This is a genomic window from Paracoccus sp. (in: a-proteobacteria), from assembly GCF_035556475.1.
Lineage (GTDB): Bacteria > Pseudomonadota > Alphaproteobacteria > Rhodobacterales > Rhodobacteraceae > Paracoccus.
The window spans coordinates 15,833-31,909 of sequence record NZ_DATMFA010000137.1; the positions used below are offsets into that span (position 1 = coordinate 15,833).

The window sequence follows — 16,077 nt, forward strand, 5'->3', positions numbered from 1 at the left end:
CGCGAGGGCTCCACGTGCCTTCTGACTCCGCGGGGTCAGATTTTTCCCGCCGGCCCCGCGCAAGCAGACCGAACCCATGAGACTCAGTACCGTGGTCATGTCGATTCGCGAAATTTGGTCGGACCTGAGGCATATTAACCGAAATAGTGAACTCGAATCGAATAGTTGCTGAAGAGGAGGTTGCAGGCCCGTGGTTCTTATGAACGCCCACAATGCACATAACGCGCATAATGCGCATAATGCACACAACGCGCATGGCGGCGGCTCTTCCTTCTCGGACGAGAGCCTGTCGCTGGCGCTGATCATCGCGCGCGAGGGGATTGCCTTGCCCAAGGCGCCCGCCTCGGCGGTGCCGGCGCCAGAGCCCCTGGCGCCGGTCAAGCGGCTGAAGCGGATCGAGGGCGAGTTCGCCCATGCGATCCTGATGTTCGAGATGCTCGAGACGCTGACCGTGACCCCTGCGCCCGCCGATCTTGCCGACCAGAAGATCAAGCTGATCGGGCATGGCACCGCGGGCAGCAAAAGCCTGCTGACCCTGAGCCTGCCCTCGGCCGCGGATTTCGAGGAGGAGGTGAAGCTCGTCCTCGGCTATGCCGACCTGCGCAGCGAACGGCTGGCAGAGATCAATGTCCAGACCGGCGATCTGGTGTCGTTCTTCCTGGCGCTGCTGCCGCTCAGGGGCGCGCGCGCGCCGATGACCGGGCGGCTGATGTCGCTGGTCATGGACCTCTCGACCTCGGTGGTGCAGCGCATCAAGCTGGGCTTTGCCGCGCCAAGGGCCGAGATGTTCAGCGATCAGGTCCAGCCGATGATCCCTACGCCGCTGCATGGCAGCTTCCCCAGCGGTCACGCGACGCAGGCCTTCGCGCTGGCCATGCTGCTGTCGATCCTGACGCGTGAGGACAGCGCCAGCCCCGCAGCCATCCGACCGGAAAGCCAGCTTTTCCGCATGGCGGCGCGCATCGCGACCAACCGGACCGTCGCCGGCGTGCATTTCCCGGTCGATAGCGCCGCCGGGGCGCTTCTGGGCATTACGCTCGCGCGCTGGCTTGCGGGAAGGGCGGGCGTCGCCTCGGAACCCTGCCCGAAGCTGAAGTTCAAGGGCACGCGCTGGGGGCAGACCGCACCGGGGCATAGCCGCGACTTCTACCTCGCGCGGCTCTGCGAGGTGCTGGAGGGGGATCCCTGCCTCCAGATCGGCGCGCCGGTCGCGCCGCCGGTCTCAGGCCTGATCGCGGGTCTCTGGGCAGAGGCGGAAGCCGAATGGGGACAGCGATGGAGCTAGAGCGTCAGCCGCCCGTCTTCGAACTCGGCCCGGCCGAGGAACATGCAAGGCTTGCCCCCGATGGCTGCGCTATGGTCGATTACGCCCTGAACCCGCCTGAACAGGCACCAGATCACCACCAGCGCGCCCTCAAGGCCGAGCATCCCGGCGCGGCAAAGCTCCGGGCGCTGATCAGATCGGCTTTCGTGCCATGATCGCGGAGGAGACCTTCTTCACCGACCCGGCCGCGCTCGAGGAACTCTGGAGCAAGCTGCCGCTGCTCGCGCCGGGGGATAGCCCCTGCGAAACGGGGATCTGTGGTTGCGACGAGATGCTCTCGCCCGAGGCGCTGCCGGAGGATCCCGACAAGGCGGTGATCGTCGCGGTGATCGACCACGCCATCCCCTTTGCCCATCGCCTGCTGACGACCGGGGCAGGGCATAGCCGCAATGCGAGCATCTGGGTGATGGATGCCCCGCAAACCCTGCTGCGCGACGATATCCCCTTCGGGCAGGAGTTCCGGGGCGCCGAAATCGACCGGCTTCGCGGCATAGGTGGGCCGCACCCGCTGGACGAGGACGGGCTTTATCGCAGGCTTTGCCTGATCGACCCGGCCCGGCCCAGCCATTGGCTGATGCGCGCGGCAAGCCACGGGGCAGGGGTCGCGGGCACCGCTGCCGGGCATGATCCCGGCGATCCGCAGGGCAGGGCCCGGCCTCTGGTCGCGGTGGGCTTGCCGGACTGGGCGCTGGCCGATACCTCGGGCGCGGCGATGCCTCTCCTCATGCAGGCGGCGGTGATCTTCATCATCAGCCGGGCGCGGATGCTGGCGCGCCAGCTTTCGGCACATGCCGGACACGAGGTGCGGCCGCCCGTGGTGGTCAATATCTCCATGGGGATCACCGCCGGGCCGAGGGACGGACATTCCCTGATCGAGCGGATGCAGGACAGTCTCTCCAAGGGGCCGGTGCCGGACTTGGGACAAGTCCATTTCGTCCTGGCCACCGGAAACAGCCGGCAGCAGGAACTGCACGCGGTGCTGGAGCCGGGCCAGCATATCGGCTGGGAGCTTCTGCCCGACGATCTGACCCCAAGCGAGCTTCAGGTCTGGACCGGTCGCCTGCCGCCCGGTTCGCCCCCGATCCGGCTGGCATTGACCCTGCCCAGACGCGGAACGGTCGCCACCGTCTTCGACCCGCCGGTCGGTCCGGGCGCGCAGATCGCGCGGCTCCGCGACGAGAGGGGGCGCGAACTCGCGCGGCTGACATTGCAGGCGGTGGCGCGCGGCTCGACGCTGCGCCAATGCCTCAGCGTGATCGCGCCCCCGACGGTCGCGGAAAGCACCGGCGCAGTCGTCTCACATCCCGGCATCTGGCGGGTCGAGGTCATGCCGCAATCCCCCGGCCCCTGCGAGTTCGTCATCCAGCGCGACGACCGGCTGATCGGCTTTCCCCGTGCCGGGCGGCAGTCTCGGCTGGTCGAGCAGGGCTATGACCCGCGCGACTCCGACGGGCAATGGAAGGCCGCCGATGCCGTTCCTCCGAATGCGCTCATCCGCCGCAACGGTACGCTCAACGCCTATGCCTGGGGTCAGCGTCAGATCCGCTGCGGCGGCACCTTTGACGGCGCGCTGGGCGATCCGGGCTATGGCGGGCTGCTGGCAGGCGGCGCGGCCGGGGACGTGATCGCGGCCTCGGACCTGGGGCCGGGACGGGCAGGGATGCTTGCGCCCGGCAACCGGGGCAGGGCCATGCAGGAGATGGGCGGCACCAGCATCGCGGCCCCCCGGCTGACCCGCTGGCTCGCCGACCTGATGGCCGGCCCGAACCCGCCGCGCACCCGCGCCGAGGTGGTCGCGGCCGCGAGGTCCATGCAGGCGGAGCCCCGCCCCGTTCCCTATGTCGATCCCGTCCTGCCCTGGCGGTATCCGCGCTGACCGGCAAATCCCGGTCCCTGCACAGGCAATCATTGCCTGTGCGGCCCGGCTGCGCTATCGGGGCGCAAAGGAAAGGGAACCGACATGACCGAGCGCAATTCTGGCCTGTCCTATGCCGCTGCCGGAGTGGATATCGATGCGGGCAATGCGCTCGTCGAGCGGATCAAACCTGCCGCGGCGGCCACCCGTCGCTCCGGCGTGATGGAGGGGCTGGGCGGTTTCGGCGCGCTTTTCGACCCGCGCGCAGCGGGCTATCAGGATCCGGTTCTGGTCGCCGCGACCGATGGCGTCGGGACCAAGCTCCGCATCGGCATCGATACGGGCGAGCTTGACGGTCTGGGCATCGACCTCGTCGCCATGTGCGTCAACGACCTCGTCTGTCAGGGGGCCGAGCCGCTCTTCTTCCTCGACTATTTCGCGACCGGCAAACTTGCGATCGAGGAGGCCACGCGTGTCATCAACGGCATCGCCGAGGGCTGCCGCCTTTCGGGCTGCGCGCTCATCGGTGGCGAGACGGCCGAGATGCCGGGCATGTATGGCAAGGGCGATTTCGACCTCGCGGGTTTCGCCGTCGGCGCGATGGAGCGCGGCACGGCCCTGCCGGCGGGCGTCGTTGATGGCGACGTGCTGCTCGGCCTCGCCTCGAACGGCGTCCATTCGAACGGCTTCTCGCTGGTGCGCAAGGTCGCCGAACATGCCGGGCTCGACTGGAATTCCGCCTCGCCCTTCGGCACCGGTACGCTGGGCCAGGCGCTGCTGGTTCCGACCCGGCTCTATGTCAAGCCGGTCTTGGCCGCGATCCGCGCCGGAGGCGTCCATGCCGCGGCCCATATCACCGGCGGCGGCATCACCGAGAACCTGCCGCGCGTCCTCCCCGAAGGACTCGGGGCCGAGATCGACCTCGACAGCTACACCCTGCCGCCGGTCTTCGACTGGCTGGCCGAGGCGGGCGGCATCGCCGAGGCCGAGATGCTCAAGACCTTCAACTCCGGCATCGGCATGATCCTCGCGGTCGCGGCCGACCGTGCCGAGGCGCTGGAGGCCCTGCTCACCGCCGAGGGCGAGACGGTCCACCGACTGGGGCAGGTGACGCCCGGCGCCGGCGTGCGCTATTCCGGCCGGCTGCGGTGAAACGCGTCGCCATCCTGATCTCGGGCGGCGGCTCGAATATGGTGAAGCTGGTCACGTCGATGACCGGCGACCATCCCGCCCGGCCGGTGATCGTTGGCTCGAACGATCCCGAGGCGGGCGGCCTTCTCCGCGCGGCGGAAATGGGCGTCCCGACCTTCGCGGTCGACCATCGCCTCTACAAGGGCGACCGCGCCGCCTTCGAGGCCGCGCTGATCGAACCGCTCCTCGCCGCCCGGCCCGATATCCTCTGCCTCGCGGGCTTCATGCGCATCCTCACCCCGGCCTTCGTCACCCGATTCGAGGGGCGGATGCTCAATATCCATCCCTCGCTCCTGCCGAAATATCCGGGCCTCCACACCCATCAGCGCGCCATCGAGGCCGGAGATGCCGAGGCCGGGGCAAGTGTCCATCTGGTGACGCCCGAACTCGATGCCGGGCCGATCCTCGGTCAGGTCCGCGTCCCGGTGCTGCCGGGCGATGACGCCGAAAGCCTCGCCGCCCGCGTGCTGGCGCAGGAACATCGCCTCTATCCCAAGGTGCTGCGCCGCTTCGCAACCGGCGACCAGAGCATGCTGCAGCTCCACGCGGCATGAAAAAGGGGCCCGAGGGCCCCTTCTTCGTTCCGAAAATACTCCGGGAGTGAAGGGGGCAGCGCCCCCTTCCGCCTACTTCTCCGGCACCAGCCCGCGCGGAGCAAAGCGCAGCACCAGAAGCAGCACCAGACCCATGGCGATAAAGCGCATATGCGGCGCCGATTCCAGCAGATGCTGGCGCAGCGATCCATCCGGCAGCGGCATGGTGACGAGGTTCATCAGCTCCGGCCCCCAGACCTCGGCCTTGATCCACAGGAACCAGATCAGCACCGCGCCCAGCACCGAACCCCAGTTGTTTCCCGAACCGCCGACGATCACCATGACCCAGACGAGGAAGGTATAACGCAGAGGATTGAAGCCGCCGGGGGAAAGCAGCCCGTCCAGCGTCACCATCATCGCGCCCGCAAGCCCGATCACCGCCGAGCCGATGACGAAGATCTGCAGATGCCGGCCCTTGATGTTCTTGCCCATCGCGGCGGCTGCGGTCTCATTGTCGCGGATCGCGCGCATCATCCGGCCCCAGGGCGATTTCAGTGCCATTTCGGCCAGCAGGATCAGGGCCAGCAGCACCAGCCCGAAGAGGCCGGCATACATCAGCTTGACCCAGATCCCCGAGGCGGTCGAGACATCCATGCCCCAGCTTGCGGCCTTGGCGATGAAGCCCGGATCGTTCTGCAAGTCCAGCTCATAGGGGACGGGGCGCGGGATGCCCGACATGTTCTTGACCCCGCGCGCCAGCCATTCCTCGTTGCGCAGGACCGCGACGATGATCTCGCCGATGCCCAGCGTGGCAATGGCGAGATAGTCGGACCTGAGACCCAGCGCGACCTTGCCGATCCCCCATGCGGCGGCGGCGGCAAAAAGCGCGCCGACCGGCCAGGACAGCAGGACCGGCAGGCCCAGCCCGCCGATATTCCCGGCCGAGGCCGAATTGTTGGCCTCGATCGCCATGACTGCCGGGTCGAAGATCATGCGGTAAAGCACGAAACCCAAAATCAGGACCGCGGGCATGGCGATGAAGTTGAAGGGCTCCCTCACACGCTTCCAGACCTGCGTGGCAACGGCCAGCGTGCCAAGGCCGACGACCAGCGCCAACAGCACGCGCGGCCCGCCCGCGGCCCATGCCCCCTGCACCGGCGCGGTCGAGATCACCACCGGACCCAGCGCACCAAGGGCCAGAAAGCCCACGACGCCCGCGTTGAACAGCCCGGCATAGCCCCATTGCATGTTCACCCCAAGCGCCATGACGGCCGAGATCAGCCCCATGTTCAGGATGGCCAGCGCCGAGTTCCAGCTGCCCGAGAACAAGGCGTTCCGCGTCGTGCCCTCCAGCACGAAAAGCGCCACGATCAGCAGGAAGATGACCGGCGCGCGCCAGCGGCTCGAGGCTTCGGCTTGACGAGTATTCGACATGTTCAGCCCCTCCGCTCAGTAGGCTTTGCCGCGGAACAGGCCGGTGGGCCGGAACAGCAGGACAACGATCAGGATGACGAAGCTGACCGCGAACTTGTATTCGGTGGACAGCAATTGCAGCAAACCCTCGGGCTGGAAGCCCAGATAGGTCGCGATCTTCTTCCAGGGATAGGTCACGGCAACCTCCGAGAAGGCGACGATGAACCCGCCCGCGACCGCGCCCAGCGGGCTGCCGAGGCCGCCGACGATGGCCGCCGCAAAGATCGGCAGCAGGATCTGGAAATAGTTGAAGGCCTTGAAGCTCTTGTCCAGGCCGTAAAGCGTCCCCGCCGTGACTGCGAGCGCGGTGGCGATGATCCAGGTCAGGCGCACGATCCGCTCGGGGTCGATGCCGGAGAGCAGCGCCAGATCCTCGTTATCGGCATAGGCGCGCATCGCCTTTCCCGACCGCGAGCGGTTCAGGAAGCGGAAGAGCGCCCAGCAGCAAAGCGCGGTGACGACAAGGGTGATGGCCTGGCTGACGCGGAAGGCAAGCCCTTCGGCCAGCCCGGTCCACGCCTTGAAATCCTGCACATTGATCAGGAACCGCGCGCCATCGTCGAACCGGATCTCGTCGACGCCGACGATCAGACGGGTCAGGCCGTTCATGATGAACATGACCCCGACCGAGGCCATGACGAAGATGATCGGTTCGGACTTCTTCTTGCGATAGAAGCGATAGACCGTGCGATCCGTCCCCAGCACGAAAACCGAAGTCAGCGCGATCCCGATCGGCAGCGCAAGAAGCGCGGTCGGCAGCGGACCGAGGCTGATGCCCAAAGCCTGCAACCCCCAGGTCACGAGGATCACGAGGCCGGTCCCGAAGGCCATCGTGTCGCCATGGGCGAAGTTCGAGAAGCGCAGGATGCCATAGATCAGCGTCACCCCCAGCGCGCCAAGCGCAAGCTGCGCGCCATAGGCGGCGGCGGGGATCACCACGAAGTTGAGGATGGCCACAATGGCGTTCAGAATATCCATCTCAGCCCCCAAGGAACGTGCGGCGAACCTCGGGATCGGCCATCAGGGCCTTGCCAGAGTCGGTATAGCGGTTCGCGCCCTGCACCAGCACATAGCCGATATCGGCGATCTCGAGCGCTTGTCGGGCGTTCTGCTCGACCATCAGGATCGAGATGCCGGTGCGCGCCACCTCGATGATGCGGTCGAAAAGCTCGTCCATGACGATGGGGCTGACGCCCGCCGTGGGTTCATCCAGCATCAGCAGTTGCGGCCGGGTCATCAGCGCGCGGCCGACGGCGACCTGCTGTCGCTGGCCGCCCGACAACTCGCCCGCATTCTGCCTGCGCTTGTCGGCGACGGCGGGGAAGAGGGTGTAGACCTGCTCTATCGTCTCGCGATAGTCGTCCTCGCGGATGAAGGCGCCCATTTCGAGGTTTTCCTCGACCGTCATGGTCGGGAAGATGTTGTGGGTCTGGGGGACAAAGCCCATCCCCTTGTGAACGCGCTCCTGCGGGGTCAGGCGGGTGATATCCTCGCCCCCCAGCGTCACCGCGCCCTCGCGCAGGTTCAGCATCCCGAAGACGGCCTTCATCGCGGTGGATTTGCCGGCGCCGTTCGGTCCGACGATCACGGCGATCTGGCCCTTGTCGACGTTCAGCGTGCAGCCGTTCAGAATGTCGGCCTTGCCATAGCCGCCGCGCATGGCGGTCGCGGAAAGATAGGGTTCGGCCATCAGAGATCCCCCGCCGGCTTGCCGTCGCCGCCCCGACCGGCCTCGGCCCCAAGGCCGGGCTGCGCGCCGTGGCTTTCGCCGAAATTCGCCTCCTCGGCCATCTCGGCCGCGACCTTGTTCTTCAGCCCGGTGCCCAGATAGGCCTCGATCACCGCCTCGTTCTGCATGATGCTGGAGGCATTGCCCTCGGCCAGCACCTTGCCCTGCGCCATGACGATGACCGGGTCGCAAAGGCGGCCGATGAAATCCATGTCATGTTCGATCACGCAGAAAGTGTAGCCGCGCTCCTTGTTGAGGCGTGTGATGGCGTCGCCGATCGTGCCCAGAAGGGTGCGGTTCACGCCAGCGCCGACCTCGTCCAGAAAGACGATCTTGGCGTCAACCATCATCGTGCGGCCCAGCTCGAGAAGCTTCTTCTGCCCGCCCGAGAGGTTCCCGGCCTTTTCATCGGCGACATGGGAAATCGTCAGGAACTCAAGAACCTCGTCCGCCTTCTTGCGAAGGGCACGTTCCTCCTCGCGGATACGGCCACGCCGCAGCCAGGCATTGACCAGCGTTTCGCCGGTCTGGGCGCCCGGAACCATCATCAGGTTCTCACGCACCGTCATCGAGGAAAACTCATGCGCAAGCTGGAAGGTCCGCAACAGGCCCTTGTGGAACAGCTGATGCGGCGCAAGCCCGCTGATATCCTCGCCATCCATGACGACACGGCCGGATGTCGGTGGAAGAACACCCGCGATGACATTGAACAGAGTGGATTTTCCCGCACCGTTCGGGCCGATCAGCCCGGTAATCGAACCGGTCTCGATCGTCAGGCTGGCGCCGTCCACGGCACGAAACCCTCCAAAATGTCGGTGCAGGTCATGGACCTGAATCATGTATACTCCCCAGACTTCGCGCTTTTGCGAAGAACACCCGTTAATGGGTTGTTATATTTAGGAAAAGGCCCGGAAAAATCCGGGCCCCCGAAGCGTTCTGCCGATCCCTCAGCGATAGCCGATGACGTTCAGCTTGCCGCCCTTGAAATCGACCTCGCGGTAGACGCCGGCGCTTTCGCCGGGTTCGACCAGTTCGACCGAGGTTGCGCCGACATAATCGACATCTTGCCCGGCGGCAATCAATTCCAGCCCCTTCGCCAGTTCGCCGGGGAGGATCTTCTCGCCCGGAGCATTGGCGACTTCCATCACCTTGTCCTTATAGACCTTGGGATCCGAGGATTTGGCCGCCTGCATGGCCAGCAGGATCAGCGCCACGGAATCATAGGATTCGCCCGCATAGGCCGAGGTGCCGTCAAAGCCTGCGGCCGTTGCCAGCGCGGCGAACTTGTCATGGCCCTCGCCCTCGGCCGAGGGGTTCTGGCCGAACGAGGTCTCAAGCTGGGAGCCGAATTTCTCGACCAGCGTGTTGTTGACCATGCCGTCGGGCAGCACGAAGGTCGAGAAGGCCCCGGTGTCGAGCGACCCCTGGATCACGCCCGAGCCGCCCTGATCGGCATAGCCCGCGACGACCAGCGCGTCGCCACCGGCTGCGGCCAGCGCCGCGACCTCGGCCGAATAGTCGGCCTTGCCGTCGTCATGCGCGGCGACGATGGTGACGGTGCCACCCTTTTCCTTGTAGGAATTGGCGAAGCTGTCCGCGAGGCCCTTGCCATAGTCGTTGTTGGTATAGGTGATCGCGACGCTCTTGATGCCTTTTTCCAGCACGATGCCGGCCATGACTTCGCCCTGACGCGCATCCGAGGGCGCGGTGCGGAAGAAGAAGCCCTTGTCGTCGATCGTCGACAGCGCCGGCGAGGTCGCCGAGGGAGAGATCATCACCACGCCATTCGGCACGCCGACCTTTTCGAGCGAGGCGATGGTCTCGCCCGAGCACATGCCGCCCATGATGCCCTTGACGCCCTCGGCCGTGACCAGACGCTCGACCGCGGCGACCGAGGCGGCGGCATCGACGCAGGTATTGTCGGCGACGACGGGGGTGATTTTCGAGCCGTCCAGCAGTTTCCCGCTGTCCGTGACCTCTTTCATGGCAAGCTCGGCGCCCTTCTGCATGGCCGGGGAAATGGATTCCAGCGGACCGGTCAGCCCCAGCGAAATCCCCAGCTTGATATCCTCGGCACCCGCCGCGCCGGCGAACATTGCGCCGGCCACGCTGGCCAGAAGAAGTTTTTTCATTGTCAGTCTCCCTGAGTGGAACATTGTCCTGCCCGGCAGGCTATAAGCGCCCCGGTGAAAAAGAAAGTGGCTGAAAGGGCAATTCAGGGGCTGTCCGACCCCGCGTCACGACGCCGCCGCGCCGCGCTGGCGATAGGGGGTGCCGCCATAGACCGCGCGGTAGCATTTCGAGAAATGCGAGGCCGAGCCGAAGCCGCAGGCCAGCGCGATCTCGATGACGCTCATCTCCGTTTGCATCAACAGGTTGCGCGCGCGTTCCAGCCGCAACTCCATGTAATAGCGCTTGGGCGAGCGGCCCAGATAGCGGGCAAAAAGCCGTTCAAGCTGGCGAGGCGACATGTCGGCATCCGTCGCGAGGCGCGCCGGGCTGATCGGATCCTCGATATTCGCCTCCATCCGGGCGATGACCTGCGCAAGGCGCGGGTGGCGCGCGCCGATCCGGGTCGGGATGGACAGGCGCTGGTGGTCGTCCTCGGAGCGGATCGAGGTGTGGATCATCTGGTCGGCGACACGGTTCGCAAGCTCGCTGCCATGGTCGCGCGCGATCTGGCGCAGCATCAGGTCTATGGCAGCGGTGCCGCCCGCGGCGGTCATGCGCGAGGCATCCTCGACAAAGACGGTGCGAATCAGGGTCACATCAGGAAATTCCTCGGCGAATCCGTCCTGATTTTCCCAGTGGATCGTGGCGCGCCGGCCCTCCAGCAGACCGGCCTCGGCCAGAACCCAGGCGCCGGTGCAAAGCGCGCCCATCCGCGCGCCGCGCCGCGCCTCGCGCCTGAGCCAGCCAAGGACCGGCCGGGTCGCGGCGCGGGCGATATCGACCCCGCCGCAGACGAGAATCGTGTCGCTGCGCAGCGTTTCGCAAAGCCCGCCGTCCAGCTTGACGCGCGTTCCGTTCGAACATGCGGCGAATTCGCCATTCTCGCCGATCACCCGCCATTCATAGAGCGGACGGCCCGACAGCCGGTTCGCAAGCCGCAACGGCTCGATCGCGGCTGCGAAGGAAATCAGGGTAAAACGCTCAAGAAGCAGGAAAAAATACCGCTGAGGGCGGGCAACTTCCTGACCGCGGGCGAGAGGGAGGGCTGGAACGGGTTCTGGCATGGTCGCGCGCGATGAAGTTCCCTGCAGATCATCAGTCCCCGCAGGCGCGCGCAAGGCTTTTCCTTGATCCGGCGAAGCTCTATATCGCAGTCACCGTTTCCAGGAGGACAGGTCAATGGCATATGAGAAATCCAGTTCCGCAACCCAGGCTTGGGACAAGCGCGGCTGGCGCGCCTATCCGCGCATCCAGATGCCCGACTATCCTGACACCGGCGCATTGCAGGCGGTCGAGGCGCAGCTTGCGAAATTTCCGCCTCTGGTCTTTGCCGGAGAGGCGCGACGGCTGAAATCGGCGCTGGCCGAAGTGGGCGCGGGACAGGCCTTCCTGCTGCAAGGTGGCGATTGCGCCGAGAGCTTCTCGGAATTTTCGGCCGACAATATTCGCGACACGTTCAAGGTCATGCTGCAAATGGCGATCGTGCTGACCTGGGGGGCACAGCTTCCCGTGGTCAAGGTCGGCCGCATGGCGGGCCAGTTCGCGAAACCGCGTTCGGCCCCGACCGAGGTGGTGGCGGGGACCGAGCTGCCCAGCTATCGCGGCGATATCATCAACGGCTTCGACTTCACGACCGAGGCGCGCATTCCCGATCCGCAGCGGATGCTGGCCGCCTATACCCAGGCGGCCGCGTCCCTGAACCTGCTGCGCGCCTTCTCGACCGGCGGCTATGCCGACATGCATCGCGTGCAAAGCTGGATCAGCGACTTCACGGGTGGCGAGGAAGCCGCGCGCTATCGCGACATCGCCGACCGGATCAGCGACGCCATGGCCTTCATGGCAGCGGCGGGCGTGACCTCGGAAACCGCGCATGGCCTCGGCACGGTCGATTTCTACACCAGCCACGAAGCCTTGCTGCTGGAATATGAGGAGGCGCTGGCGCGCATCGACTCGACCACCGGGGTTCCGGTCGCGGGTTCGGGCCACATGATCTGGATCGGCGACCGCACGCGCCAGATTGACGGGGCCCATGTCGAGTTCGCGCGCGGCGTGCAGAACCCGATCGGGCTGAAATGCGGGCCGTCGATCTCGGACAGCGACCTCAAGACCCTGATCTGGAAGCTGAACCCGCAGAACGAGCCGGGCCGCCTGACCCTGATCGCGCGCTTTGGCGCCGGTGCGGTGGGCGACCATCTGCCGCGCCTGATCAAGGCGGTCGAGGCCGAGGGCGCGAATGTCGTCTGGTCCTGCGATCCGATGCATGGCAACACGATCAAGTCGGCCTCGGGCTACAAGACCCGGCCCTTCGACTCGGTCCTGCGCGAGGTGCGTGAGTTCTTTGCCGTCCACCGCGCCGAAGGCACCATCCCCGGCGGCGTGCATTTCGAGATGACCGGCCAGGACGTCACCGAATGCACCGGCGGCGTGCGCGCGGTGACGGACGAGGATCTGTCCAGCCGCTATCACACGGCCTGCGATCCGCGCCTGAACGCCAGCCAGTCGCTGGAGCTTGCCTTCCTCGTCGCCGAGGAATTGCGCAATCGCCGCGTCAATGGCGCGAAGCAGGCCAAGGCAAGCTGAGACGGAAAGGCGGGGCAACCCGCCTTTTTCATTGGGCGCCCATCCGCGCGCCTTAACGGTCGCGGGATCTGTCGCTGACGATGCGGAACAGCGCCCGCCGCTGTTCCGGCGTGTCCTCTGCCGGGGTGTCGCTCCGGCCGGTGGCTTTCCGCCAGCGCCCCGCCCGCGCCGGATCCGGCGATGCCGAGGGCTCGATGATGGGGCCGCCGGGATGGATCGGGCTGAGCCTTTCCTCGGCAAGGTCGAAGCGGCGCGGGGCTTGCCCGATCTCGCCCTCCGACACGAAGCAGCCGAGGGCGCGGGTCACGTCGCCCAGATCCGAACGCAGCGGCAGCAGCAGGAGCCGCCCTTGCAAAGCCGGACGGGCATAGCCCGCCGGCGAGGAGAGGCCGAGTTCCGCGATCTGCGGCCCGCGAAAGACGCTTTCCAGCACATCCGAAAACCGCCCGCGCGAGCTTGTGTTCAAGAGCGCGCAAATAGGCATCCCCCGCACCTCCATCCCCATCAGGTCGATGAGGTGGCGCCCCGCCAGCCGGAAGCGCGCCGCACCCGGCGCAATGCGTTCGAGGATGAAGGCATGGTCCAGCGCGGCACGGATGCCGCGCGGCTGAACATCGCTGCGGGCCGGAACATTTCCATTGATGCGAAGGCTTTCCCAATGGTCGCGCAGCGCGTGCAGGATATGCGATGGCTGGGCAGCCTCGAAATCGGTGATCTGCAACAACGTGCCCCCGCCCTTCGCAGGCAAGGGGGAAGCCTTATCCCGATCAGCATCGGGCCCGGAGTATTCGGACATATCTAACTAACCCAACATGAACTCAAACAACCATACGAGGTGAAATCTAGCCCAGCCGCCGGGTTTCTCCGAGGGGATTCTTGCCGATTGGTTAAGGCTGTGGCCCGGCGGACAGGGGCTTGACCATCCCCGCCGCCCTGCGCCATTCAGGCGCCTAAAATGACGTGCGGATGAAGACAAGGAGAACGCAGGACATGGAGCGCAGCGGACTTCTGGTCATCCTTTCCTCGCCCTCGGGCGCAGGCAAGTCGACGCTGGCCCGGCGGCTGATGGAGTGGGATCCGACCTTGCGCTTTTCGGTCTCGGCGACGACGCGAAAGCCCCGCCCCGGAGAGGTCGAGGGCGAGCATTATTATTTCCGCGAGCGCGAGGCCTTTCAGGCCATGGTGCGCGGCGGCGACATGCTGGAACATGCCGAGGTTTTCGGAAACCTCTACGGCACCCCGCGCCAGCCGGTCGAGGAGGCGATGCGCGCCGGCCGCGACACGCTTTTCGACGTGGACTGGCAGGGCGGGCAGCAGATCCGGGCTTCGGCGCTGGGGGCGCATGTCATCTCGATCTTCGTGCTGCCGCCCAGCCTTGAGGAGCTGGAGCGGCGGCTCGTCTCGCGCCAGCAGGACGCGCCCGAGGTGATTGCGGCGCGGATGCAGAAAAGCCGGGACGAGATCAGCCATTGGGCGGAATATGATTATGTCATCGTCAACGAGCATATCGAGCAGAGCACCGAGGCGCTGAAGACCATCCTGACCGCAGAGCGTCTGCGGCGGGGTCGCCAGACCGGCCTTGGCCGCTTCGTGCGCAACCTGATGGAGGAGGAAGGCCGATGATCTGGGAACTGGACGGGATCACCCCGCAACTGGCCGGGGATGCCTGGGTCGCACCGGATGCGCAGCTGATCGGCAAGGTCGTGCTGGAGGAGGGGGCGAGCGTCTGGTTCGGCGCGGTCCTGCGTGGCGACAACGAGGAGATCCGCGTCGGCCGCAACTCGAACCTGCAGGAACTGACGGTCTGTCACACCGATATCGGCTTTCCGCTGACCATCGGCGCGAATTGCACCATCGGCCACCGCGCCATGCTGCATGGCTGCACCATCGAGGATGGCGCGCTGATCGGCATGGGGGCCATTATCTTGAACGGTGCGCGGATCGGCGCGGGCTCGCTGATCGGCGCCGGCGCATTGATCGCCGAGGGCAAGGTGATCCCGCCCGGCTCGCTGGTCATGGGGGCGCCCGGCAAGATCATCCGCGAACTGGATGACGAGGCGCGCGCCGGGCTGCTGAAATCGGCCGAGGGCTATCGCCGGAACGCGGCGCGGTTTCGCGCGGGGCTGAAGCCGGTGGCGCGGGGATGACGCCCGCCTCATCGGGCGATCTGCTGGCGGCGGTTCCGGTTCCGATGCTGCTGGTCGATGCGCAGGCACGGCTGGTCGGCGCGAATGACGCGGCCGAGGCGCTGCTGGGGCCAATCCCCTCGGCGCGGCCCTTCGTCACCGTCTTGCGCCATCCCGAGATCAATACGGCGCTGGAGTCCGTCCTGGCCGGTGGCGACAAGGCCCGGCTGAACGCGACGGTCAAGACCCGCGAGGGGGCCGTCTTTTGCGAGGTGACGGTGACGCCCCTGCAACTCTCGGGCAGGCGCAGCGCCGCCATCGTGATCGAAGACCGCTCGCGCGATGAAGAGACCGAGCAGATGCGGCGCGATTTCGTCGCCAATGTCAGCCACGAGTTGCGCACGCCCCTGACCGCGCTGATGGGCTTCATCGAGACGCTGCGCGGCCCGGCCCGCAATGATCCGGGCGCCCGCGACCGCTTCCTCGACATCATGGAGCGTGAGGCGGGGCGGATGAACCGGCTGATCGGCGAGCTTTTGTCGCTGAGCCGCGTCGAGCAGGACGAGCGCCGGCGCCCGCGTGAGCGGGTGGACCTCGCGGCGCTGCTGGGATCGGTGGTGACGACGCTTTCCCCCTCGGCCGAGGCCGCCGGGGTCAGGATCGAGCAGCATGGCGTCGAAGGCCCGGCGCTGCTGCCCGGCGACCCCGACCAGCTTGTGCAGGTCTTCCACAACCTGATCGAGAATGCGGTGAAATATGGCGGCTCTGGCGGGCTGGTCAGCGTGACGCTGGAACACCTCGCGCATGAGCCGGTGCTGCGCGGCCCTGCCTGGCAGGTCACCGTCGCCGATCGCGGCGAGGGGATCGACGCCCGGCACCTGCCGCGCCTGACCGAGCGGTTTTACCGCGTCGACACCCACCGCTCGCGCGAGCAAGGGGGGACCGGGCTGGGGCTTGCCATCGTCAAGCATATCGTGAACCGGCATCGCGGCCGGTTGCGCATCGAAAGCACGCGCGGCGAGGGCAGCCGATTCATCACCATCTTGCCTGAGGATGCGGGAACGCTGTGACGGATTGCCGGGCGGGGCGGGGTG

The 16,077-nt window shown here is 66.5% G+C and carries 16 protein-coding genes; 9 read left to right on the plus strand and 7 right to left on the minus strand.

Annotated elements, in window-relative coordinates; translation table 11 throughout:
- Positions 1–199: 199 nt before the first annotated feature.
- From VNQ78_RS19000 to purN, 5 genes are all read left to right on the plus strand, one after another.
- Positions 200–1,285, plus strand: coding sequence for a phosphatase PAP2 family protein (locus tag VNQ78_RS19000; protein ID WP_325692925.1), 1,086 nt, complete (start codon positions 200–202; stop codon positions 1,283–1,285).
- Positions 1,264–1,479, plus strand: coding sequence for a hypothetical protein (locus VNQ78_RS19005; protein ID WP_325692750.1), 216 nt, complete (start codon positions 1,264–1,266; stop codon positions 1,477–1,479). The genes VNQ78_RS19000 and VNQ78_RS19005 overlap by 22 nt, the downstream gene beginning before the upstream one ends.
- Positions 1,476–3,200, plus strand: a complete 1,725-nt coding sequence (locus VNQ78_RS19010; RefSeq protein ID WP_325692752.1) for a hypothetical protein — start codon at positions 1,476–1,478, stop codon at positions 3,198–3,200. Before VNQ78_RS19005 ends, VNQ78_RS19010 begins: the two co-directional genes overlap by 4 nt.
- A gap of 84 nt (positions 3,201–3,284) precedes the next feature.
- A complete protein-coding gene (purM, locus tag VNQ78_RS19015) occupies positions 3,285–4,331 on the plus strand; it encodes a phosphoribosylformylglycinamidine cyclo-ligase (RefSeq protein WP_325692754.1) in 1,047 nt (348 codons plus the stop codon).
- Positions 4,328–4,924, plus strand: coding sequence for a phosphoribosylglycinamide formyltransferase (purN, locus tag VNQ78_RS19020; RefSeq protein ID WP_325692755.1), 597 nt, complete (start codon positions 4,328–4,330; stop codon positions 4,922–4,924). Before purM ends, purN begins: the two co-directional genes overlap by 4 nt.
- A 72-nt stretch (positions 4,925–4,996) precedes the next feature.
- On the opposite strand, the gene VNQ78_RS19025 is transcribed toward purN, so the two are convergent.
- The 6 genes from VNQ78_RS19025 to VNQ78_RS19050 all read right to left on the minus strand — a co-directional run bounded on the left by VNQ78_RS19025 (position 4,997) and on the right by VNQ78_RS19050 (position 11,341).
- Positions 4,997–6,337, minus strand: a complete 1,341-nt coding sequence (locus VNQ78_RS19025; RefSeq protein WP_325692757.1) for a branched-chain amino acid ABC transporter permease — start codon at positions 6,335–6,337, stop codon at positions 4,997–4,999.
- Between the two features lie 15 nt (positions 6,338–6,352).
- Entirely contained in the window at positions 6,353–7,354 is a 1,002-nt protein-coding gene (locus VNQ78_RS19030; RefSeq protein ID WP_325692759.1) for a branched-chain amino acid ABC transporter permease, read from the minus strand.
- Position 7,355: 1 nt separating this feature from the next.
- Positions 7,356–8,066 (minus strand): ABC transporter ATP-binding protein, encoded by a 711-nt coding sequence (locus VNQ78_RS19035; protein ID WP_325692762.1) that lies wholly within the window; start codon positions 8,064–8,066, stop codon positions 7,356–7,358.
- Positions 8,066–8,944: an ABC transporter ATP-binding protein gene (locus VNQ78_RS19040; protein WP_325692766.1), complete on the minus strand. Its 879-nt coding sequence runs from the start codon at positions 8,942–8,944 to the stop codon at positions 8,066–8,068. Before VNQ78_RS19040 ends, VNQ78_RS19035 begins: the two co-directional genes overlap by 1 nt.
- A 108-nt stretch (positions 8,945–9,052) precedes the next feature.
- Positions 9,053–10,237 (minus strand): ABC transporter substrate-binding protein, encoded by a 1,185-nt coding sequence (locus VNQ78_RS19045; protein ID WP_325692769.1) that lies wholly within the window; start codon positions 10,235–10,237, stop codon positions 9,053–9,055.
- A 105-nt stretch (positions 10,238–10,342) separates the two neighbouring features.
- Positions 10,343–11,341, minus strand: coding sequence for a GlxA family transcriptional regulator (locus VNQ78_RS19050; RefSeq protein WP_325692772.1), 999 nt, complete (start codon positions 11,339–11,341; stop codon positions 10,343–10,345).
- 115 nt (positions 11,342–11,456) lie between these two features.
- On the opposite strand from VNQ78_RS19050, the gene VNQ78_RS19055 reads away from it, so the two are divergent.
- On the plus strand, positions 11,457–12,857 hold the full coding sequence (locus VNQ78_RS19055) for a class II 3-deoxy-7-phosphoheptulonate synthase (protein WP_325692775.1): 1,401 nt from the start codon (positions 11,457–11,459) through the stop codon (positions 12,855–12,857).
- A 52-nt stretch (positions 12,858–12,909) separates the two neighbouring features.
- Here the strand turns inward: VNQ78_RS19055 and VNQ78_RS19060 are convergent, their stop codons facing one another.
- Entirely contained in the window at positions 12,910–13,578 is a 669-nt protein-coding gene (locus VNQ78_RS19060; RefSeq protein ID WP_325692778.1) for a PAS domain-containing protein, read from the minus strand.
- Positions 13,579–13,847: 269 nt separating this feature from the next.
- Here VNQ78_RS19060 and gmk point away from each other — a divergent pair, with 269 nt between their 5' ends.
- From gmk to VNQ78_RS19075, 3 genes are read left to right on the plus strand one after another with little or no spacing between them, the layout of a single operon-like run.
- Positions 13,848–14,480: a guanylate kinase gene (gene gmk, locus VNQ78_RS19065; protein WP_325692781.1), complete on the plus strand. Its 633-nt coding sequence runs from the start codon at positions 13,848–13,850 to the stop codon at positions 14,478–14,480.
- The gene (locus VNQ78_RS19070) at positions 14,477–15,004 is read left to right on the plus strand and encodes a gamma carbonic anhydrase family protein (RefSeq protein ID WP_325692784.1); all 528 of its coding nucleotides are present in this window, start codon (positions 14,477–14,479) and stop codon (positions 15,002–15,004) included. Before gmk ends, VNQ78_RS19070 begins: the two co-directional genes overlap by 4 nt.
- The gene (locus VNQ78_RS19075; RefSeq protein ID WP_325692787.1) at positions 15,001–16,053 is read left to right on the plus strand and encodes a sensor histidine kinase; all 1,053 of its coding nucleotides are present in this window, start codon (positions 15,001–15,003) and stop codon (positions 16,051–16,053) included. Before VNQ78_RS19070 ends, VNQ78_RS19075 begins: the two co-directional genes overlap by 4 nt.
- The last annotated feature ends 24 nt before the right edge of the window (positions 16,054–16,077 follow it).

Excerpts from the sequence above, each read along its gene's own strand:
- gmk (WP_325692781.1), top strand. The coding sequence starts at position 13,848 with ATGGAGCGCAGCGGACTTCTGGTCATCCTTTCCTCGCCCTCGGGCGCA.
- VNQ78_RS19005 (WP_325692750.1), top strand. The coding sequence starts at position 1,264 with ATGGGGACAGCGATGGAGCTAGAGCGTCAGCCGCCCGTCTTCGAACTC.
- VNQ78_RS19030 (WP_325692759.1), bottom strand. The coding sequence starts at position 7,354 with ATGGATATTCTGAACGCCATTGTGGCCATCCTCAACTTCGTGGTGATC.
- VNQ78_RS19055 (WP_325692775.1), top strand. The coding sequence starts at position 11,457 with ATGGCATATGAGAAATCCAGTTCCGCAACCCAGGCTTGGGACAAGCGC.
- VNQ78_RS19075 (WP_325692787.1), top strand. The coding sequence starts at position 15,001 with ATGACGCCCGCCTCATCGGGCGATCTGCTGGCGGCGGTTCCGGTTCCG.
- VNQ78_RS19010 (WP_325692752.1), top strand. The coding sequence starts at position 1,476 with ATGATCGCGGAGGAGACCTTCTTCACCGACCCGGCCGCGCTCGAGGAA.
- VNQ78_RS19070 (WP_325692784.1), top strand. The coding sequence starts at position 14,477 with ATGATCTGGGAACTGGACGGGATCACCCCGCAACTGGCCGGGGATGCC.
- purM (WP_325692754.1), top strand. The coding sequence starts at position 3,285 with ATGACCGAGCGCAATTCTGGCCTGTCCTATGCCGCTGCCGGAGTGGAT.
- VNQ78_RS19040 (WP_325692766.1), bottom strand. The coding sequence starts at position 8,944 with ATGATTCAGGTCCATGACCTGCACCGACATTTTGGAGGGTTTCGTGCC.
- VNQ78_RS19025 (WP_325692757.1), bottom strand. The coding sequence starts at position 6,337 with ATGTCGAATACTCGTCAAGCCGAAGCCTCGAGCCGCTGGCGCGCGCCG.
- VNQ78_RS19035 (WP_325692762.1), bottom strand. The coding sequence starts at position 8,066 with ATGGCCGAACCCTATCTTTCCGCGACCGCCATGCGCGGCGGCTATGGC.
- VNQ78_RS19000 (WP_325692925.1), top strand. The coding sequence starts at position 200 with ATGAACGCCCACAATGCACATAACGCGCATAATGCGCATAATGCACAC.
- VNQ78_RS19045 (WP_325692769.1), bottom strand. The coding sequence starts at position 10,237 with ATGAAAAAACTTCTTCTGGCCAGCGTGGCCGGCGCAATGTTCGCCGGC.
- VNQ78_RS19050 (WP_325692772.1), bottom strand. The coding sequence starts at position 11,341 with ATGCCAGAACCCGTTCCAGCCCTCCCTCTCGCCCGCGGTCAGGAAGTT.